The following is a 17,943-nucleotide window of genomic DNA, read 5'->3' on the forward strand; positions in this document are numbered from 1 at the left end:
AATTGGTAAGCCTATAGACTAAACAAAACACCGTAAGTTCAAAATAGTACGGTGTTTTTCGAGTAGTGTTTAATGATGTAAGTTTTAGCGGGCGATACTTTGTAATACTTCAATATCGACCAAGTTAATGACGGTGGCTTTTATTTCAGCCATGCTACTACTGGCGATCAGTAAACCATCATCATTTATTTCAATATAGCCTTGCTGACGGATACTGGCGATTAACGTTGATTGAGCACGTTTGTCGGTAAACTCTGGGGCATTAATATTATTTAATACCGATAAACGCTTGGCAATAGCCACTACTTTACTTTCTAAATCACGTTTACTTAAAGGCCCTAAACGACTGGTTAATGACGTGATAATCGCTAGGCGCTGTAAGCTTTCATCAACACACTCTGCCATGGCGTGAACTTGGCTTAGGAGCACCATATCGTCAGTCAGTGACCAAAAACCAGCTTTACTTAATTTTGTAATATCCTTTGCTTGTAATGTGGCTAATATTTGATGAGTTTGTTTAGCGACCTGTTCGCTATCTTGGTATAAAAATAAATCTTCTTTGAGCAAGGCCATTAATGTTTGTACTTTGGCAACTAATTCGTCTTGATTAATTTTGTTATGTCTATCGAGCAAACGACAAATAAGTGCCGGCAGCACAAAAGTATGCAAAATATTATTGCGGTAATAGCGCATTTCAAGCTTGGCGGTATCAGAAAGTGAGACCAAGCTACCAAAGCTATCTTCAGTGATAGTCACTTTATTCAGTGAAATAACATGTGTCAGTAACTGGGCACCTGTTTCTTCTGGAATGGTCAGTTGCTCACTAAAAGGCGCTTGGCGTTGTAAATTCAAGAAAAAATCGAGTTGTGTTTGTAATTCTATTTTAGATAACGCTTTGTTTTTACTAGCATGTAAAATCAACGCGGTTAAAGCTACCCCGTTCAATGCGGCACTTTTATTGATGTTTTCCATGACTTTATTCGCAAGTATATTGACCGTCGGCGTTAACCACGTTGGTTTTTGTGGCGCAATAGGATCTATGGCATCTTTCCAGTCGGGAACTTGTTTATTTAAAAATTCGTTGATATTTATCGGCTCACCAAAGTTTACATAACCATTGCCATAGTTACGTAAGCTCTTAATGGCTTTTAGCACGCCAAACATCGATTCACCTTTTTTCTCGCCACCACTTAATTCTTTATGGTAAGTGCCTACTTCCATAACGTGCTCATAGCCTAAGTAAACAGGCACTAAAGTGAGCGGTCTATCAATGCCACGCAGTAAACTTTGAATAGTCATCGCTAGCATGCCGGTTTTCGGTGCTAACAATCTACCTGTGCGGCTTCTGCCACCTTCAGTGTAGTATTTAACGCTATAGCCACGTTCAAATAAAAGTCCTAAATATTCGCGGAAAATAGTCGAATATAAACGGTTGCCACCAAAGCTACGCCGAATAAAAAAGGCGCCGCCTTTTCTAAATACGGTACCTGCGGGCCAAAAATTTAAGTTAATGCCTGCGGCAATGCGTGGCATGACTAAGCCTTCTTGCAATATGACATAAGAAAGCAATAAGTAATCCATATGGCTACGATGGCATGGTACATAAATTATTTCATGGCCATCTTGTGCCAATTTACGTAATACCTTGGCATTACTGACGTTAATGGCGCTGTATAATCTCGCCCATAACCAATGCAAAATAATCTCACCAAAACGTACCCAAGAAACACTGTAGTCACCAGCAATCTCATTCATTATGGCTAGCGCTTGTTTTTTAACGTCTGCTTCCGGTATTTTTTTACTTTTCGCTTCGTCACTGATGATGCGCTTTATTGAAGGATTGGCAAACAAGGCAGTAAACATTTGCTTGCGATGCATTAATCTTGGGCCTTTAGCGGCAATGGTTTGACGATGAAAATGAAAACGAGCAACGCGTAAAAATTTATGAGTGGCAACTTCATCGCTACCGTGGTTGTTAGTGATATCTCTAAAAGAAAAAGCTTCGCTAAAACGTACTAAGGTATCGCGACCTAAAAAGAGTACGATAAAAAATTTACGTAACCAATTTGGTGACTCTTGATCCGCAATCAGCGTGCCGATATTAAGGTTTTTACGCTCTTTGGTTGGTGTCCGGCCCCATATTAAATTGACTGGAATTAATTTTGCATCGAGACTTTCATCAAGTGCATGTAGCTTTAAAAGCTCTAAACCTTGACTGCTTGCCGCTGTTTCACTGGTTTTACACCATGAAAAAATGGGGGTTGGTTTGGCTAAACATAAGGTGCGATTAAACGTTTTTCCGTTAATGCTAACTTGGCCAAGAGGGTCGGGAAGGTTTTGCTTTTTACAAGCACTTTGCAGGGTCAGTAAGTCGGAAGCGGATTGATGACGAACAATATAAAAAATAGGTTTATTTAGCGGTTCGGTCGCACTTTGACTGTCGTTGATGATTTTACAGCGAACCAGTAATTTAAGAGGAAAATTCAAGAAAAAATAAAAAAAAGAACGTAAGGCTAACATGTTGTCTTGCTCGGATTAGTCATTAACTGCTATAAAAAAGGATTTTAACATCATTAATTAATATTGTCTTGGTTTGTAGCTAATGGTTATTCAGGAGGCTAGACTCATTTTTTTGCTGCTAATTCATCCATGCCTTGCAAAGTATTCCCTTCTTTATGCACAATGGTATAAAGTGGTCGCACACTAGCTCATCGCGTTTAATCAGATAAAAAGACCTTTAATTTCAGGAGAACACCTTGAAAAAAATAGCTGTATTTGTCGATGTACAAAACATTTATTACACCACCAGAGATGTATTTTCTAAGCAATTTAACTACCGTTTATTGTGGCAAGAGTTGATGGCGCAAGGTGATATTACTATTGCCAATGCTTATGCCATTCAACGCAGTGATGATCAACAGCATAAATTTCAAAAAGCGCTGAAGCACATTGGTTTTGAGGTCAAACTAAAGCCTTATATCCAACGTCGTGATGGTTCTGCCAAAGGTGATTGGGATGTGGGCATAACCATAGATATCATGGAAGCTGCTGCTGACGTTGATACCGTTATATTACTTTCCGGCGATGGTGATTTTGATGTGCTGCTGCGTAAAGTTCGTGAAAAATATGGGGTTACTACAGAAGTTTATAGTGTTGCCAGCTTAACGGCAAAATCCTTAGTGGATGCTGCTGATGTGCACCATAAAATTGAACAGAGTTTATTGTTGTAGTGTTAGACAGAAGATAGGAAGTTGTTAATATTATTTCACTTTCATTTTATGTTTTTTCACTAAATAGGCGCTTAACAACAGCGCAATAATAAATAGACCTGCGCTAGCCATTAACTCATTTTGTGCACCTAAGCGTATACCGCTGCCAGCAAGAGCAAAGATGATCATTTGTGGGATAAAACCGACAAATGAGCCACTAACATAAGCGGGCATTGATACCTGACTCACCCCAGCAATAATATTGGTGATAAAATTACTCCCTAGCGGTAATATACGAATAATGATGGCTTTTAAGAAGGTTTGTTCACCAAGGAAAACCGATAATTTTGCTAGCTTACTTGGGTACTTACGAGTAATGCTATCGCTTAGTAGGTAGCGGGCCACAGTAAAGGTAATTAAACAGCCAAGCGTTGCCGCCAATGTCGCGATAATCATGCCGATAAAAGCACCCAAGTTAATACCCGCGACTAAAGCGGCAATTTGTCTAGGTAAACCTATACTAGTTGCCAGGGATAAAAAAACCAACAACACCAAGGTATTATAAGACGTTGAGCTGCCTTCTTCTTGCCAGTTAAGCTTATCAACTAAGGCTATGGTCCACTGACTTAAATTAAAGCCAGCTTCTGCTGCGCTAAGTGTTGTCGCGCCAGTTGCTGGTGTCTGTATTAGCCACTGATATAAGCCTGTCACGATAATAATGATCATGATAAGGCTAGCCAGTATTCTAGTGGTATGTACGTGAGAGGAAAAAAGAACAATCTTAGCAAGCATGGTTATACCAAATAGATTAATTAATTGCCCACTTAGCGATAATTATAAAGCTTATAGGTAAGGCATTGATTGTGGAACATAGTGATTTAGGACATTTTGTTTGAATAATTACTCAGGATAATAGCTCCTGCATTATCTCATAAGGTACCTCCTGTACCGCCTACATTTTTTAGTAAGCTAGATGCGTGCCTTACTAGCGAAATATTACTCAGTTTTATTTAAACAGTCCAATAATTTGGCTTTCGCTTGGGAAAATTCATCAGTACTTAAAAAGCCTTGTTGTTGTAGTTTAACTAATTTTTCTAAGGCATTCACCAACTCTGTTTCTACTTTGGCCGCTGTTATCGCTGTCGAGTCATGATAGTTAGATAAAATGATCACATCGTTATTTCCCTGAGCTATTGGTACTTCAGGCGTGGGGACTTGTTCATTATCAGCTAAAGTTGGCTGAGGGTGGGTGGCCGGCCTAATAATAGCGGCTTGGGTATGCAGAGGGATATCATCATGGCTCTTGTGCTCTGCTAGAGCTATATCTGCGGCAGTGATACTAGCTGTTAAACCACGCTTGCTGGTATGTTGGCTATTGATCTTGGCTGCAATTAACCAGCACCAATTAATGACATCATCGACCACGGCAAAGTAACTGTTTTTGGTTATTCTATCGTTACCTTTGCGTAGGTATAAACAAATGATGTACTTATTTTTTTCACCGGTATTGATTGATAAGCTAATGCGCCTAACTTTACCATCAACCATTTTATCAACTTGCTCGTTATGAAATATCTCACGTAAGGCCTGTTCTTGTTGATCATTAAAACCATGAGCCAAGGTGGTGTTAATTGTCGCAATGACTAAATCACCCAGTAAAAGTTGACACTGCTTAATCTGAGTCAGGGCTATCACAGTCTCAGCCTTGCGTTGATGGCGTTTAAATAAGTTTAAAGCTAACTTATCATCAGTCAATGCTAAGTGAGAAAACTCTCGACGTACCAATGATTTAACTGAATTTCGTTGGCTGTTTACTTGGTATAAAATATATCCACCAAGTAAAGTGAATAGGCTAATAAAAAATAAAGTAATATCCGCTAAGCCGCTTTGTTTTATTGCTTGATTACCTTGTATATGACCTTGGCCTGGCATTATATCCTGTTGATATAGCTGATAGATAGCGCCAGAGTCCTCATTGAAAAAAAGCAGTTCACCACGATTATCACGAAAAAGAGATAATTGCTTAGTGATTAACTTTGGCTGCGGTAATGGCCACTCTAGTTGCGGTGTTGATAAGGCTTTTTGTTGTTGTACGCCCAATTTAGCCACTGGATTACCATTCGTTAATGAGCTCAGTTGCCATTGCCGCTTTTTTTTCGTCAGTAATAATAGCTTGTTGCGCAAGCTTGGTGCATTTTGACCTCGGTATACTAGCAAGCTATTGGCCGTTAAAGGTTGGTCGTTTTGGTAGAGAAACTGTTTAGGTGAGTATGCCCGCCAATCTTCCCCGCCATAGCTATAAGATAACCAATGTTTTACTGTATTTTTATAGCGGTATAAATGTGATATCAGTAATTTATTAGAGTATTTATCAGGCCAAATAAATTGCTTTATTTGCCCGGCACCCAGTAAATAAATGGCGGCTGAAATCTCGTTATTAGCGAAAAAAGGGTTGTTATCAGGCACGCTATAACTAGCCGTAGTAATTTCTTGTGGATTAATACGTAAAATGGCACCGGAATAAAGTGGGTATTGGCTTAATTTTTGGTTTTGTGCAAGTGCAATATAGAGCTGAGCAAAGTCATCATGCCATGATTTACTGTAGGGATTAAAGCTCAATTGTTTAATGCCAGTTGTTACGCTGGCAATTGCTATTCTCAATACTTCTCTTTGACTTGAAATATCGACTTGCCTCGCGGGGTTTAATTGCCATTCAGTGATTACGGCATCGAAGCTGAGTGCTATGGTGACCGCCGATTCTTGTAAGCGCTTGGCTCTGCTGAGGGTAGGCGATTTTTCTACATGAGCGGTATAAAAAGTGCCATAACCGCTATGCTCATTCAAGGCAAAGTTGGGGTGTAAAGCAAAAGCGCTGAGTTGTAGTATTGGCTCTTTAGTCGAGACTTGCTGAAAATCTAGTAATAAAGAGCTGTTAATAGCGTTATCTTGTGCTAACTGATAAATTTGACCCTGTCTATTCGCAAGATAATAATATTGGCTGTTACCCGGTTGCTCAAGCAGTTGCAGCCACTGGCTATGTTTTCCTTTAAGTAGAGGCGCTTGCGCTATTTTTTGTAGTAAATATTGATTTTTTTCACTGGTGCTATTATTGGCATGGCTGCTGCGGGTGAATAGCACTAGCCATAGAAAAAAAAATAAAAAGAGAGTGTATTTTACGGTAAGCATTTAGTTGAGTCATCCATAGTTCAGTGTCTTGCTAACGATTTAATTTTTCTTTTAGGTGCCCTTAAACAAATGCACGTTTTTTACTTCAATAAACTGATCTTTGTTAACACCACTGGTGTAACTTAGTTTTCCCTCTAACATCAGTTCATCGCCAATATTACCATGTTCTGCTAAATACAGTGCTTGTTTGCCCCAAGCATGAATGGCTCGTTCCACAGTAATTGTCTGCCATATTTGTTTATCGGTATTATAAATATGCTGATTAATGACAATGTTGGCTTGAGTTATCTCTTTGTTTTGTTCGGTTAACATCAGTTTTGGTTGAGACGTTAGCTGGGCACTACAATGTATTTGGTTAATGGCTTGAGTATAACCTTTGCTGAATTTTTGCACAAAGTTAGCGTGGACAATACCCGGATGATTAGTGGTTTTATCCGTTGCTTTAGCCTTAATATTACTTAAATAGCCATGAAGTAAAATAATATCACCTTTGTTGGCTTGTAATAATGCCTGCTCGACCAATTCACCTTCTACCTTGACATGATGGTAACTAGTCCATTCTTTATATTTGTTAGTATTTTTATCTAACCATTTACTCGATGTCGCTAAGACAATCTCAGTCACTGCGGTGGCAGGGTTTGCGCGATAGCGAATATCTGGCGTTGCCACTAAATTGCCCAACAAGGTCACGGCACAAAGCTGTGGGCTTGGTGTTTCTAGGCGTTTATTCATAGCATCGGATAATGACAAAGGTTTTTCCTATGAGGTTAAAAAAGTATATAAATTACTCAGTTATCTATTATCACTGTGTGTGATTAAAGGAGCAAGTGTTTATATTTTAATATGAATACGCTGAGGATGTTAATAGTTTGTAAGGTGAATGGGCTTGAAATTTAATTTAAAAGCCTCTTTAGCCGCAATTAACTACCCATTTGAGTGGTTAGTGAAAGACAAAGAAGGCCATGGCTTTTATAATGAAGACAATATTTTAGAGTCAAACCAAAGAATCTTGTCTTTCTTGGACAAGCACATAGGAAGCTAATGAGCGCAATTATTGCCAGCGAATACCTTAATAACATCGCCCTAGGTTATGTCGATAGTGTCGATAGCGAATACGCTAAACGACTGGCGAAAAAATGGCATTTCAATTATCTGGGGGATGTCGCCGCTGCCAAAAAACAGCCACAGCTTGAATTTATCTTGCAAGTGCACCATCACGCTTTAGAGTTATGTAAATTAGACGAACCTAAATTGGGCGCTATCAAAGTAGACTTCGTTGCAGGCGCGGTCGCCCACCGACGTAAATTTGGTGGCGGTCGCGGTCAAGATATTGCCAAAGCGGTGGGCTTAAAGCATGGTTTTACTCCCCATGTTTTAGACGCTACCGCCGGCCTTGGTCGTGATGCCTTTGTTTTGGCTGGCTTAGGTTGTCAATTAACCTTAATGGAACGTATGCCCGTCGTGGCTGCACTTTTAGAGGATGGCATTGAGCGTGCGAAATTAAATCATGAAGTTGCCGATATAGCTAATAACATGCAGTTAATTCACGGTTCATCAATAGAGGAAATGGACTTGGCCAGCGCGCCTGATGTGGTCTATCTAGATCCTATGTTTCCACACCGGGAGAAATCTGCTGCAGTTAAAAAAGAAATGCGTATTTTTCAATGCCTCGTTGGTGAAGATCTTGATGCCGATGGCCTACTTGAACCTGCACTCGCGTTAGCTAAGTACCGAGTTGTGGTAAAACGACCCAGTTATGCACCACCACTGGCAGGTAAAAAACCGTCGATGAGCATTAAAATGAAAAAAAATCGTTTCGATGTTTATGTTAATCAAGCCATTCCAAAATTGACTACTTAAGTCTAGCTCGGCTTACCCAATTACATAAATCCGTCATATTTATGTAACCTTACTGTCATATTAATACGTGATTATTGCCTTTAATTTATCTTAAAGGCAATGTTATCATGCGCGTTTCTAGCTTCTCCCGCTTGTCTGTTGCGGCAATCAGTATTTTTGCAGTAATTTTTTTGGCAACCATGTATCACGTCGGTGAATCTTTAAGTAAAAGCCAAGCGCAATACCAGGGCTATCAAGCACTTATTTCTTTAACCAGTATTGAGTTTAATCGCACCATTACTGAGTATTTACAAAGTGGTGATGCGGCTTTGCTGAATAAGGCGCAAAAGCAACTCGCTAATATTGTTAAACAAACACATCGTTTGAATATCGATAAATTGTCTAAGCAAATAGACGGGCAAGCAGAGGCACTTGCTAACAATATCGACACTAAATTTCGCGCCATGGGTAAGCTCAGTGGCGATCCTTTAGTGTTATTGCGTAATAGTGAACAAGCAATGCTGGCCATCAATAACCATCTCGCTAACTATGTGCAAAAAACCCGGGTATTATCGCTAACGGCACAGTTTAACTACCTCATTAAAACCCAAACTATAGGGAAATTATTGGCCGATTTAGTCAGTGCTCGAGAGGCTGTTTTTACTAAGCAACAAGGGAGTATTGAATCGATAACGGCCCTCTTAGATGAGTTAAAAGATTTAGGTCGTTTCTTAGCAATACAACCGGCTTTAGCGATTTATGCAGCAAGTGATGAGGACTTATTTGATGAGGATGACGTACTTGGCGAACCCGAAGAGCTTCAAGATGTAAGTATAGAAGCCATTAATGAATTGCAGTCTTTATTTAATCGCTATCAACGAGAGCTAAAAAACACCCTAGCTCAGCAGCAGCAACGACAAATGGGCTTAGCATTATTGGCCGAGCAAGTAGGCAACATTGAACAAGCTATCATGGCAGGTGAAGCGGATATCTCCCAACAGCAAGAGCAAATGAATGAGCAGCTTTATTTTATTGTCATTGGACTATTAATATTTTTGGTGGTTTTTCTGTTAGCAAACTATGCCTTGCAGCGTAGTGTTATCCTTAAACCACTACGACATTTACGTGATAGTTTTGTGCAATTAATGGCACAAGGCAAGGTAGATAACATCACTAATATTGATAAAAGCACTGAGTTTGGTGAGATCTCAACCAGCTTTAATCATATGGTTAATAAGCTAGCGCAAGACGATAAAGACAAAGCACAGCAACTTGATTTAGTGGCCAAAGCATTAACCACCATGGAAAGTCAGGTAAAAAGAATTTACCAGTCATCACACACCACCAGTGAACATGTGCAAGGGGCGAGAAAAATAATGCAAGCCTTAGGTGAGGCCACCGAAACAGTGAATACCCTCTCAGGACAAGTGGTTAATAATGCCCAGGCTACCAAAAAAGCCATGGCAGTAAGTCAGCATCATGTTGCGCAAGTACTGGCAGCAAGTGAGTCGACCAATTTAGCAGCAAAGGAAAGTAAAAGTGCTATTACCTCTCTCTTTCACTCGGTTGAATCGGTTAATTCTATTGTTGATGTCATTAGCGCCATTGCGGATCAAACCAATTTATTGGCACTCAATGCTGCCATTGAAGCGGCAAGGGCCGGTGAGCATGGCCGAGGGTTTTCTGTGGTCGCCGACGAAGTTCGCAAACTCGCGGGTAAAACACAAGCATCACTCAAGCAAATTTCAGCGCGCTTAAATCAATTGCACAGCGCCAGCAATTCAATAAAAGGCATTATTAATGACATTGAAAAAGCGTCACATAAGCAACGTATTATCGCCGATGAATTGCAAGAAACAGCACTAGCCGTTACTGGGCAAGCGCAAGTTTCAGCAACGGTTGCCCAAGACACCCTTGAGCAAATTACCCGTCAACGCCAGCACTTTATCGCCTTTGAGCAAGCCATGGCCAATGTTGATAAAGAAGTGAGTGACTCTCAACAATTATCCAGTGTTATCTCTATTGATGTCACTAAGCAAGTAAACGCTATTGGCCTGACCCTGAATAAAGCCTCTTAGTGAGATATTATGTTAAGTTTCTAAAGCTAGGTATAATTAACGTTCATCCGGATAAGTTACTCGAAAACTTATTTCCATTACTAATACCAAACGGATCAATAAATTAGTCCGATTGGTTTGACAACAAATAAAGGTGTTTTTATGATTAAGCAAAATAGTTTAATGCCCGTAGGCGAATTACAACAATTAAAAAATGGCGAAATGATCACGCATAAAACTGCTGAACTGTTTGCTAATAAAAAAGTGGTGTTATTTGCCGTACCCGGTGCTTTCACGCCAACCTGTTCCGCCGCACACTTACCTGGTTATGTGGTTTCGGCGGATGAATTTAAAGCTAAAGGTGTAGATGCCATTATCTGTTTATCTGTTAACGATGCATTTGTGATGAATGCCTGGGGCGAGTCGCAAAATGCCGAAAATATCATGATGTTAGCCGATGGTGATGGTAGCTATAGCAAAGCATTAGGTTTAAGCATGGACACCGCTAGTTTTGGTGGCTTGCGCTCTCAGCGTTATGCCATGATTATTGATAATGGCATAGTGAGCCATTTAAATGTTGAACAAGCCAAAGCGTTTGAAGTCAGTAAAGCCGAAGTCATTCTTGCTCAGCTGTAGCATTAATAGCCGTTATAGTATTGGTTATTAAGGCGGTATTTAATAATAGCCGCTTTATAAAGTGGATACTAAAAGCAATAAACAAGAGAACACAAACAAGAATGATTAACCTTATTAACTCATTGGTTAATAAGGTTTTTTATGTAGTTTATGCTATTTTTACTTGAATGTTCTCGGATAAAAAGGCAGAATTCACCCAATTAAAATATTCAAGGTAAAATTATGTTAAAAGCTGACATGGTAGACAAGTTAAACAAACAACTTAATTTAGAGTTTTACTCTTCAAATTTGTATTTACAAATGAGTGCCTGGTGTGAAGAAAAAGGCTTTTCTGGCGCGGCAGAATTTTTACGTAAACATGCTAATGAAGAAATTCAGCACATGAACCGTTTATTTACTTACGTAAGTGAAACGGGCGCCTTACCTATTATTGGTGCTATTGATGCGCCGCCGCATGAATTTGAAAGCTTAGGGCAATTATTTCAACTAACTTACGACCATGAATGTTTAATCACTGAGCGCATTAACTCACTTGCTCATGAAGCATTCACTAATCAAGATTACTCTACCTTCAACTTCTTACAGTGGTATGTGGCTGAGCAACATGAAGAAGAGACTTTATTCAAAGGTATTTTAGATAAAATCAACCTAGTAGGTAACGATGGTCATGCGTTATTCTTCGTTGATAAAGATTTAGCCGAACTTGCCAAAACTGGCAGCACCAGCATAATGACAGGCGCCACAGTATAAGCGCCTAGCTATAGCGCTTAAAAATACGGTTTAACTAACTGCTGCCCTTAAAAGTTTGCACGTCCTTAAAGGGAAGCTTTGAGGGCAGCAGTTAATATAATCATTGCGTCTTTTAGTTAAGTATTTAAGTTAAAGAATGGATATTAAGGTTTTAAAAATATATATCCCCGTCCCTTCACTGTTTTAATAACCGTACGCTTCGATATCACCAGTAACTTCTTTCTTAAATTGGCCATGTGACTATTAATACTTTTATCACAACGGGCAAGCTTACGTTGAAAAATCCGCTCAGCAATAACCTCTCTAATCACTAGCGAACCGGCATTGTTCATAAGTAACGCCAGCAAATTAAATTCTAGCCCAGTAGTACTCATAGGCTGTTCTAAAAATATTACCGAGCGATTTAAAAAACTTAACTCAACTTGCGCAATCAATAATTTGTCTACGGTTAGCTGTTGCTCTTTAGTTAACATGAGACTTACCTTATTCTTGTTCGGGCGTTTGGCTAAACAGGGTTGTTTTATAGCCTGTTGGCGAAGTCTCACTGCTTTCAAGCACTAAAAACTGTTCATTTGATTGCTCATTAATGATTAATTCAAATGAATTTAAGATAATCGAGCTGCCATTATTATTGGCGATAACAAAAACGTGATAGCTGTTATTTTTTAATAATATTGAGCCAGTGTTTTTATAGCTAAGTTCTCGGTGATAAATGGCAGAGCTTATGCTTTCATCTTGTCTAACAAAGAAAACGGCTACTTGAGTAAAATCATCAGATTGAATTAAGTTTACTATTTCAATCTCATGCTGATAGATACTGCTCAGTACACTATTCTCAACCATCAAAGAGAAAACATTAACGTCAATTTCATCAATGATGCCATCACCATTTTCATCAATATTACCGTCGTTATCATTATCGACATATTCTTGCTCCGCATAGAAAAAGAGTGTTTTATTAGTATTTCCCACTAAAGATAATAAATGATTGCTCATTAACGGCGTATTATCCTCGGTGCTGGTGAGATCTACGCTGTAGTCACCACTTGCTAAGACCAAGGCATTACTAATTTCGCCATAGGGTAGGACAGCGATAACCGGGCTATCACCAACGCCATTAATATGTAAAGCAAAGACTTCTTGGTAGCTGGTTATTGCTCATGATTGGCAACGGCATTATAAGCCCTAAATTGTGCTTCAGCTTCGGCGTCTACATACTCTATGACCGCAGAATCTGACATTTTATCTAACACATAAGGTGAAGAACCGGCCCCCATGTTATCTTTTACTATCATAATGTTCTGCGAGCTATAGGCAAAAGGGATGCTGCTTGAGCTAAATAACACCTCATCGTTACCAGCAGTGGTGATATAAAAAATATAGTCATCTTGAGCAAGTTTTTTATTGTCAGATAATTGCTGATAACTGTATTGGCCCACTAAAATAGTCTCATTAAAACTTTCATTTTTTTAGATAGATAAAAATCACCGGCTTGCTGGTTTGAATGCATATTTAGCACCCTAAGATTAAAAAGATCGTTAGTGGTATCATCGTCATCATCTATGACAGGAATGCTGTGTACCATAAGCAATGGCGGTATAGGTTTGTTCAAAATGCTCATCTTCATCGTTATCCTCAGTAATATCTTCATCTATGGTTAAATAAATACTGGGTGAGTATTTAGATAAATTATAGAGTTTGACATAACCTGTCCCGCTGCTGTCCTCACTAGATTCACAACCGAGTAATGTCAATAATATGCTGCCAGCAAGCCAGCTCTTTAAGGTTTGTAGGGTTTTAAGTGTTTTCATGTGTTTTTCGTAAGGTAAAGTTGCAATAAATTTTTGTCGAATGTGATGCAGCAATAGATAGGTAGTTGAGGCAAGAATTCCTACCTTTACACACTCTTTGCATTTCTTTACTTAGCGTGACGTTTTCTTGCACAATCGCGTAATTTACTGCACTTTTATCGGGTAAATCAACGAATTTGCAGCAAATGTGCAAGGAGCATCTTCCGTAAAAAGACTTATAACAGCAACCACAGTAAAACGCTAAGGTAAGTTTTTGTATACGACCTATTTGCATACAGATTATAATAGCGGCGAAATTTTCAGGTTTTCTTCTTAAGGTATAACAGTGATCACAACAGACGTATTAATAATTGGTGCCGGCGCGGCAGGCTTAATGTGTGCCGCACAAGCAGGCTATCGTGGTAAAAGCGTTGTTGTGGTTGATATGGGGAAAAAGCCGGCGAGAAAAATATTAATCAGCGGCGGCGGCCGTGCCAATTTCACCAATGAAGGAGCAAGTCCTGAAAATTACCTGTGTCAAAATCCACATTTTGTTAAATCAGCACTTAGTCGCTATAGCGCGCAAGACTTTATTGATTTAGTTGATAGACATGGCTTGCAATACCACCATAAAACCCTAGGTCAGCTATTTTGTGATGATAGCGCGCAAGATCTGGTTGATATATTGATGACCGAATGTGAGTGGGCCGGAGTAGCCGTAAACTTGCGCACAGAGGTATTGTCGGTTACTAAAAATAGTGAGGGTTATTTAGTTACTACGAGCGATAAAAGTTACCAATGTAAATCGTTAGTGGTGGCTTCAGGTGGCTTAACCATGCCTAAATTGGGCGCAACACCTATTGGTTATAAAATTGCCGAGCAATTTGACTTAAATGTATTAGAAACCATCGCCGCACTAGTACCATTCACCCTACATGATCACGACAAACAACGCTTCGATGGCCTATCTGGCATCAGTTTATTAACCGAAATAACTAGCGAAGACGGTACTAGTTTTAAAGAAAATATCTTATTCACCCATCGTGGTTTATCAGGGCCGGCGATATTACAAATATCCTCTTTTTGGCGCGCAGGGCAGGCGGTAACCATTAACTTATTGCCAGAATATAATCTTAGCGATACCCTAACTCAGTGGCAAAGTGAGCAAGGGCAAAAATCGGTAAAAAATCTGCTGGCGACGTTATTACCAAAACGCTTTATTGAAGTGCTGGTCAAAGATGGCGTAATTGCCGACAAGCCAATAAAACAACTAAATCACCCCGAAATAAAGCAGTTAAGTGAATACTTACATGCGTGGCAGATTAAGCCAAACGGCACCGAAGGTTATCGCACCGCCGAAGTAACTTTGGGCGGGGTAAACACCGATGAACTATCTTCAAAAACCTTTGAAAGTAAAAAGCAGCCAGGCTTGTTTTTTATCGGTGAAGTCATTGATGTCACAGGTTGGCTCGGGGGCTATAATTTCCAATTCTGTTGGGCCAGTGGTTTTGCTTGTGGGCAGGTGGTTTAGTTGGATCTTCATAACTGATGAGATGTGCGTCATCGTCTGAGAAAATTCAACATATTGGTTATGTTTTATGACTGTCCCTAATGCTTGAGGTTAACGATCACTTTTACCACGAAGCGGTCGGTTTTTGTGAACTAAATTCATCTCAGCTAAGGGGCAGTTTAGATACGGAAGCGGACATTAAAATTTTTTGATAAATAGACTGGTTAGTGCGTATTACACTCACTATATGAAGATTTTTCGCCTTATCTCTTTTCTAATGCATTATTTATGTCATTTTACTAAATCGACCTCGTAACATTATACTTTAGATGAAGATTGTGTTTTTGTTGTTTTTAATTGAAATAATGGGATATTTATATCAATTAAAATCATGGAAGGGACACTCCTAGTTGGCCCCATTATAAACGCCAACGGAGTGGGATATTCATGAAGTTATGTTAATACCCAGCGATTTTTTAGCTCATTATTTATTAAGTCATCATTTCGTTGATAACGTGTAGATAAAGTTCTTTCTAGCTCGGTTATTAAAAGGGGTTTAGGGATAAAGTCATCCATACCTACAGCGGCACAATTTTCTCTATCTGCTTTTAATACATTAGCCGTCATGGCAACGATAATGGGGCGAGCTTGGCCATAACGTTTGACTATTTCTTTTGTTGCAGTCAAACCATCCATTTCTGGCATTTGCAAATCCATGAAAATAATACTGTATTCTGAACTATTTAAGGCCGCTAACGCTTCAAGACCATTAACGGCTACATCACATTCAAAACCCAATTTTGATAACATCATTTTTACGATGGTCTGATTTATACGTACATCTTCAACAACAAGTATTTTATGATTAAGATTGATGGAATTTGCTAACTCATTTTCTGGACTTTTTTGAACACGGGAGTTTTTAAGGTTTTGAGCGGCTTTTAATGGTAAAGATAAGTGGAATGCTGTACCTTTTTTTTCTTCGCTTTCTACACGAATAGTGCCATTCAACGCTTTGGTAAGGTTAGCTGAAATAGCAAGCCCGAGACCTGTGCCGCCAAACGTTCTACTCATTGAATTATCGGCTTGAGTAAAGGGTTGAAAGATGTTTTTCAGGGCGCGTTTACTAATACCAATTCCAGTATCTTTTACAATTATATTAACTTGATAGAGAGAAACAGCTGTTTTTTCACACTCCACTATTATATTAACTTCACCTACTTGGGTGAATTTAATCGCGTTATTTAACAGATTAATTAATATTTGTTTTATTTTTGCTACATCCCCCTTCAGCACTACAGGCGTAGCGTTATCAAACAAAGTGGTTATGTTAAGTCCTTTAAGCTGAGCCGTAGCAGAGGATAGTTTAACCACCTCTTCTACAGACTCAATAACGTTAAAATCAACTTCATCCAACTCCACTTTACCGGTTTCTAAATGACTATAATCTAATATGTCATTAAGTATTTTTAATAAGTCGTCACTGCTATTCGTTATTGCGCCAAGCATTTCTGTTTGTTGGTTATTAAGCGGCGTATCTTTTAACATCTGAACAATTCCCAAAATACCATTCATTGGTGTTCTTATTTCATGAGATATAGTGGCTAAAAACATAGACTTTAGCTTATTGGATTCTTCTAAAATCACTTTTTCATTTTGTAATTGTCTATTTTTAAATTCGTTATTTTTTGTTTCTAATGATTTTTTTACGGATGTACAAAATAGTTCTAACACTATTGAAATTTGGGAAGAGAATCGCTCTGAACGTTGTAAAAAAAGCATCAACTTAGAGTTTTTACTGTCTTTATGTAACACGTTGTAAAATAGGTAATAGTCGTTGTCAGATAACGATATAGGCATGTTTTGCGTATATTTTACAATAGGTAATTGCGTTAACGACTCGAAGTCATGGTTTGTATCCTCGTTGTTTAAAACGAGTTCAAGGTGACATTTTGTCGACTTCTCAAGGATAATACATAGATCAAAATTGATAATCCACATCAATTTATCAACCGACTGACTTATTATTTGGCTAACGTCTACAGAAGGGTTAATACTGTCTTCTGCCATCGCATTTGTTAGCTCAATTAGAGACGCTAATTGGTAAGTATCAATTAATTTTTTAGCCATTATTAAGTAAACTCACAACCTTTTGGTCAACGTTAATCATCATGCCTTGCGCAAGTGTATTCGAATAATTGACCAAACTAACCAGAGCCATTAATTCAAATATTTGGCTTTTGGTGAGCCCAGAGTCGAGTAAAGTCTGATGGTCTGCTTCAACGATTAAGGCTGGATTTATAGCCATTTTTTTAGAAAACTCAATGGAGAGTTTAACCCTTTTGGGGTTTAAGTTAGTTGCTTTTTCTAGTACTTTTTGAATATCACCCTCATTTACATTAAGAAGCTTACACATCGCAGTATGAATATCGGTGCAATAGCTACAGTTTTTTTCATTGGAAACAGCAACAAAAACAAGTTCCTTTAATGACCGAGGTAATTCACCTTTCACTAAAATATTTTTTAGAGCATTCCATGTCACGTCTAATACCATAGTGTTGTAATTACCAAGCACTTTAAAATAATCGACAAGCCCTTCGTTGCCTAAACACTCGAATATATCGTCGTAAATTTCTTTTACTGATTCAGAAGCTCCTTCATATTCCAAAACACTATACATTTTAATAGCCTAATTAAAATAGTTACAGTAATTGTAGTCAAATGTTCTGATTTCACCCAATAGTTTTGGGTAGCGTGGTGTTTATAACTCTTAACTCTATTACTGGCGAAGACCTTCTCATAAAAAATCATGTTAGACCAAGATAATAGAGTGATTTTTACATACAAAGTCTAAAGTGAAAGAAGAATTTTTATATTGAGATAAATGTCTCGTTTGTGGCAGTAGTTAGCCTTTCCAACGCAGCCAAAACAGTCTGCTTTTAGCGATCAGTTGACCTAAAGAATAG

17 protein-coding genes are annotated in these 17,943 nt (G+C 38.7%); 7 read left to right on the forward strand and 10 right to left on the reverse strand.

Annotated features, from left to right (window positions below):
- Positions 1–84: 84 nt before the first annotated feature.
- On the reverse strand, positions 85–2,520 hold the full coding sequence (gene plsB, locus ASU03_RS00370) for a glycerol-3-phosphate 1-O-acyltransferase PlsB (RefSeq protein WP_057829929.1): 2,436 nt from the start codon (positions 2,518–2,520) through the stop codon (positions 85–87).
- 236 nt (positions 2,521–2,756) lie between these two features.
- Between plsB and ASU03_RS00375 the strand changes: the two genes are divergently transcribed.
- Positions 2,757–3,230 carry an NYN domain-containing protein gene (locus ASU03_RS00375; protein WP_057829930.1) on the forward strand — a complete coding sequence of 158 codons (474 nt, stop codon included), beginning with the start codon at positions 2,757–2,759 and terminating at the stop codon, positions 3,228–3,230.
- Positions 3,231–3,260: 30 nt separating this feature from the next.
- Here the strand turns inward: ASU03_RS00375 and ASU03_RS00380 are convergent, their stop codons facing one another.
- The 3 genes from ASU03_RS00380 to ASU03_RS00390 all read right to left on the reverse strand — a co-directional run bounded on the left by ASU03_RS00380 (position 3,261) and on the right by ASU03_RS00390 (position 7,145).
- Positions 3,261–4,001, reverse strand: coding sequence for a TVP38/TMEM64 family protein (locus tag ASU03_RS00380; RefSeq protein ID WP_057829931.1), 741 nt, complete (start codon positions 3,999–4,001; stop codon positions 3,261–3,263).
- Positions 4,002–4,205: 204 nt separating this feature from the next.
- On the reverse strand, positions 4,206–6,395 hold the full coding sequence (locus ASU03_RS00385) for a hypothetical protein (RefSeq protein WP_057829932.1): 2,190 nt from the start codon (positions 6,393–6,395) through the stop codon (positions 4,206–4,208).
- A gap of 51 nt (positions 6,396–6,446) precedes the next feature.
- Positions 6,447–7,145 carry a single-stranded DNA-binding protein gene (locus ASU03_RS00390; RefSeq protein WP_057829933.1) on the reverse strand — a complete coding sequence of 233 codons (699 nt, stop codon included), beginning with the start codon at positions 7,143–7,145 and terminating at the stop codon, positions 6,447–6,449.
- Positions 7,146–7,281: 136 nt separating this feature from the next.
- On the opposite strand from ASU03_RS00390, the gene ASU03_RS20510 reads away from it, so the two are divergent.
- From ASU03_RS20510 to ftnA, 5 genes are all read left to right on the forward strand, one after another.
- Complete coding sequence (locus ASU03_RS20510) at positions 7,282–7,437, forward strand: hypothetical protein (protein ID WP_157465776.1); 156 nt, start codon at positions 7,282–7,284, stop codon at positions 7,435–7,437.
- Positions 7,437–8,255 carry a class I SAM-dependent methyltransferase gene (locus ASU03_RS00395; protein WP_057829934.1) on the forward strand — a complete coding sequence of 273 codons (819 nt, stop codon included), beginning with the start codon at positions 7,437–7,439 and terminating at the stop codon, positions 8,253–8,255. The genes ASU03_RS20510 and ASU03_RS00395 overlap by 1 nt, the downstream gene beginning before the upstream one ends.
- A gap of 107 nt (positions 8,256–8,362) precedes the next feature.
- Entirely contained in the window at positions 8,363–10,312 is a 1,950-nt protein-coding gene (locus ASU03_RS00400) for a methyl-accepting chemotaxis protein (protein ID WP_057829935.1), read from the forward strand.
- A gap of 141 nt (positions 10,313–10,453) precedes the next feature.
- Positions 10,454–10,927 (forward strand): peroxiredoxin family protein, encoded by a 474-nt coding sequence (locus ASU03_RS00405; RefSeq protein WP_057829936.1) that lies wholly within the window; start codon positions 10,454–10,456, stop codon positions 10,925–10,927.
- A gap of 222 nt (positions 10,928–11,149) precedes the next feature.
- Positions 11,150–11,677 carry a non-heme ferritin gene (gene ftnA, locus ASU03_RS00410; RefSeq protein WP_057179241.1) on the forward strand — a complete coding sequence of 176 codons (528 nt, stop codon included), beginning with the start codon at positions 11,150–11,152 and terminating at the stop codon, positions 11,675–11,677.
- A gap of 143 nt (positions 11,678–11,820) precedes the next feature.
- Here ftnA and ASU03_RS00415 read toward each other — a convergent pair whose 3' ends face one another.
- The 4 genes from ASU03_RS00415 to ASU03_RS00430 all read right to left on the reverse strand — a co-directional run bounded on the left by ASU03_RS00415 (position 11,821) and on the right by ASU03_RS00430 (position 13,488).
- Positions 11,821–12,150, reverse strand: a complete 330-nt coding sequence (locus ASU03_RS00415; protein WP_057829937.1) for a winged helix-turn-helix domain-containing protein — start codon at positions 12,148–12,150, stop codon at positions 11,821–11,823.
- 10 nt (positions 12,151–12,160) lie between these two features.
- Complete coding sequence (locus ASU03_RS00420) at positions 12,161–12,736, reverse strand: hypothetical protein (protein ID WP_057829938.1); 576 nt, start codon at positions 12,734–12,736, stop codon at positions 12,161–12,163.
- Positions 12,737–12,828: 92 nt separating this feature from the next.
- The gene (locus tag ASU03_RS00425) at positions 12,829–13,116 is read right to left on the reverse strand and encodes a hypothetical protein (RefSeq protein ID WP_057829939.1); all 288 of its coding nucleotides are present in this window, start codon (positions 13,114–13,116) and stop codon (positions 12,829–12,831) included.
- A 117-nt stretch (positions 13,117–13,233) separates the two neighbouring features.
- Entirely contained in the window at positions 13,234–13,488 is a 255-nt protein-coding gene (locus ASU03_RS00430; protein WP_157465777.1) for a hypothetical protein, read from the reverse strand.
- Between the two features lie 325 nt (positions 13,489–13,813).
- Between ASU03_RS00430 and ASU03_RS00435 the strand changes: the two genes are divergently transcribed.
- On the forward strand, positions 13,814–14,998 hold the full coding sequence (locus ASU03_RS00435) for an NAD(P)/FAD-dependent oxidoreductase (RefSeq protein WP_057829941.1): 1,185 nt from the start codon (positions 13,814–13,816) through the stop codon (positions 14,996–14,998).
- Between the two features lie 432 nt (positions 14,999–15,430).
- Here ASU03_RS00435 and ASU03_RS00440 read toward each other — a convergent pair whose 3' ends face one another.
- Entirely contained in the window at positions 15,431–17,107 is a 1,677-nt protein-coding gene (locus tag ASU03_RS00440; RefSeq protein ID WP_057829942.1) for an ATP-binding protein, read from the reverse strand.
- The gene (locus ASU03_RS00445) at positions 17,100–17,657 is read right to left on the reverse strand and encodes a carboxymuconolactone decarboxylase family protein (protein ID WP_057829943.1); all 558 of its coding nucleotides are present in this window, start codon (positions 17,655–17,657) and stop codon (positions 17,100–17,102) included. The genes ASU03_RS00440 and ASU03_RS00445 overlap by 8 nt, the downstream gene beginning before the upstream one ends.
- Positions 17,658–17,943 lie beyond the last annotated feature (286 nt).

Source organism: Colwellia sp. TT2012, assembly GCF_001440345.1.
Lineage (GTDB): Bacteria > Pseudomonadota > Gammaproteobacteria > Enterobacterales > Alteromonadaceae > Colwellia.

What these genes read in the sequence shown, in the direction of transcription:
- plsB (WP_057829929.1), bottom strand. Translation starts at nt 2,520, where the DNA reads ATGTTAGCCTTACGTTCTTTTTTTTATTTTTTCTTGAATTTTCCTCTT.
- ASU03_RS00380 (WP_057829931.1), bottom strand. Translation starts at nt 4,001, where the DNA reads ATGCTTGCTAAGATTGTTCTTTTTTCCTCTCACGTACATACCACTAGA.
- ASU03_RS00385 (WP_057829932.1), bottom strand. Translation starts at nt 6,395, where the DNA reads ATGCTTACCGTAAAATACACTCTCTTTTTATTTTTTTTTCTATGGCTA.
- ASU03_RS00395 (WP_057829934.1), top strand. Translation starts at nt 7,437, where the DNA reads ATGAGCGCAATTATTGCCAGCGAATACCTTAATAACATCGCCCTAGGT.
- ASU03_RS00400 (WP_057829935.1), top strand. Translation starts at nt 8,363, where the DNA reads ATGCGCGTTTCTAGCTTCTCCCGCTTGTCTGTTGCGGCAATCAGTATT.
- ASU03_RS00405 (WP_057829936.1), top strand. Translation starts at nt 10,454, where the DNA reads ATGATTAAGCAAAATAGTTTAATGCCCGTAGGCGAATTACAACAATTA.
- ftnA (WP_057179241.1), top strand. Translation starts at nt 11,150, where the DNA reads ATGTTAAAAGCTGACATGGTAGACAAGTTAAACAAACAACTTAATTTA.
- ASU03_RS00415 (WP_057829937.1), bottom strand. Translation starts at nt 12,150, where the DNA reads ATGTTAACTAAAGAGCAACAGCTAACCGTAGACAAATTATTGATTGCG.
- ASU03_RS00430 (WP_157465777.1), bottom strand. Translation starts at nt 13,488, where the DNA reads ATGAAAACACTTAAAACCCTACAAACCTTAAAGAGCTGGCTTGCTGGC.
- ASU03_RS00440 (WP_057829942.1), bottom strand. Translation starts at nt 17,107, where the DNA reads ATGGCTAAAAAATTAATTGATACTTACCAATTAGCGTCTCTAATTGAG.
- ASU03_RS00445 (WP_057829943.1), bottom strand. Translation starts at nt 17,657, where the DNA reads ATGTATAGTGTTTTGGAATATGAAGGAGCTTCTGAATCAGTAAAAGAA.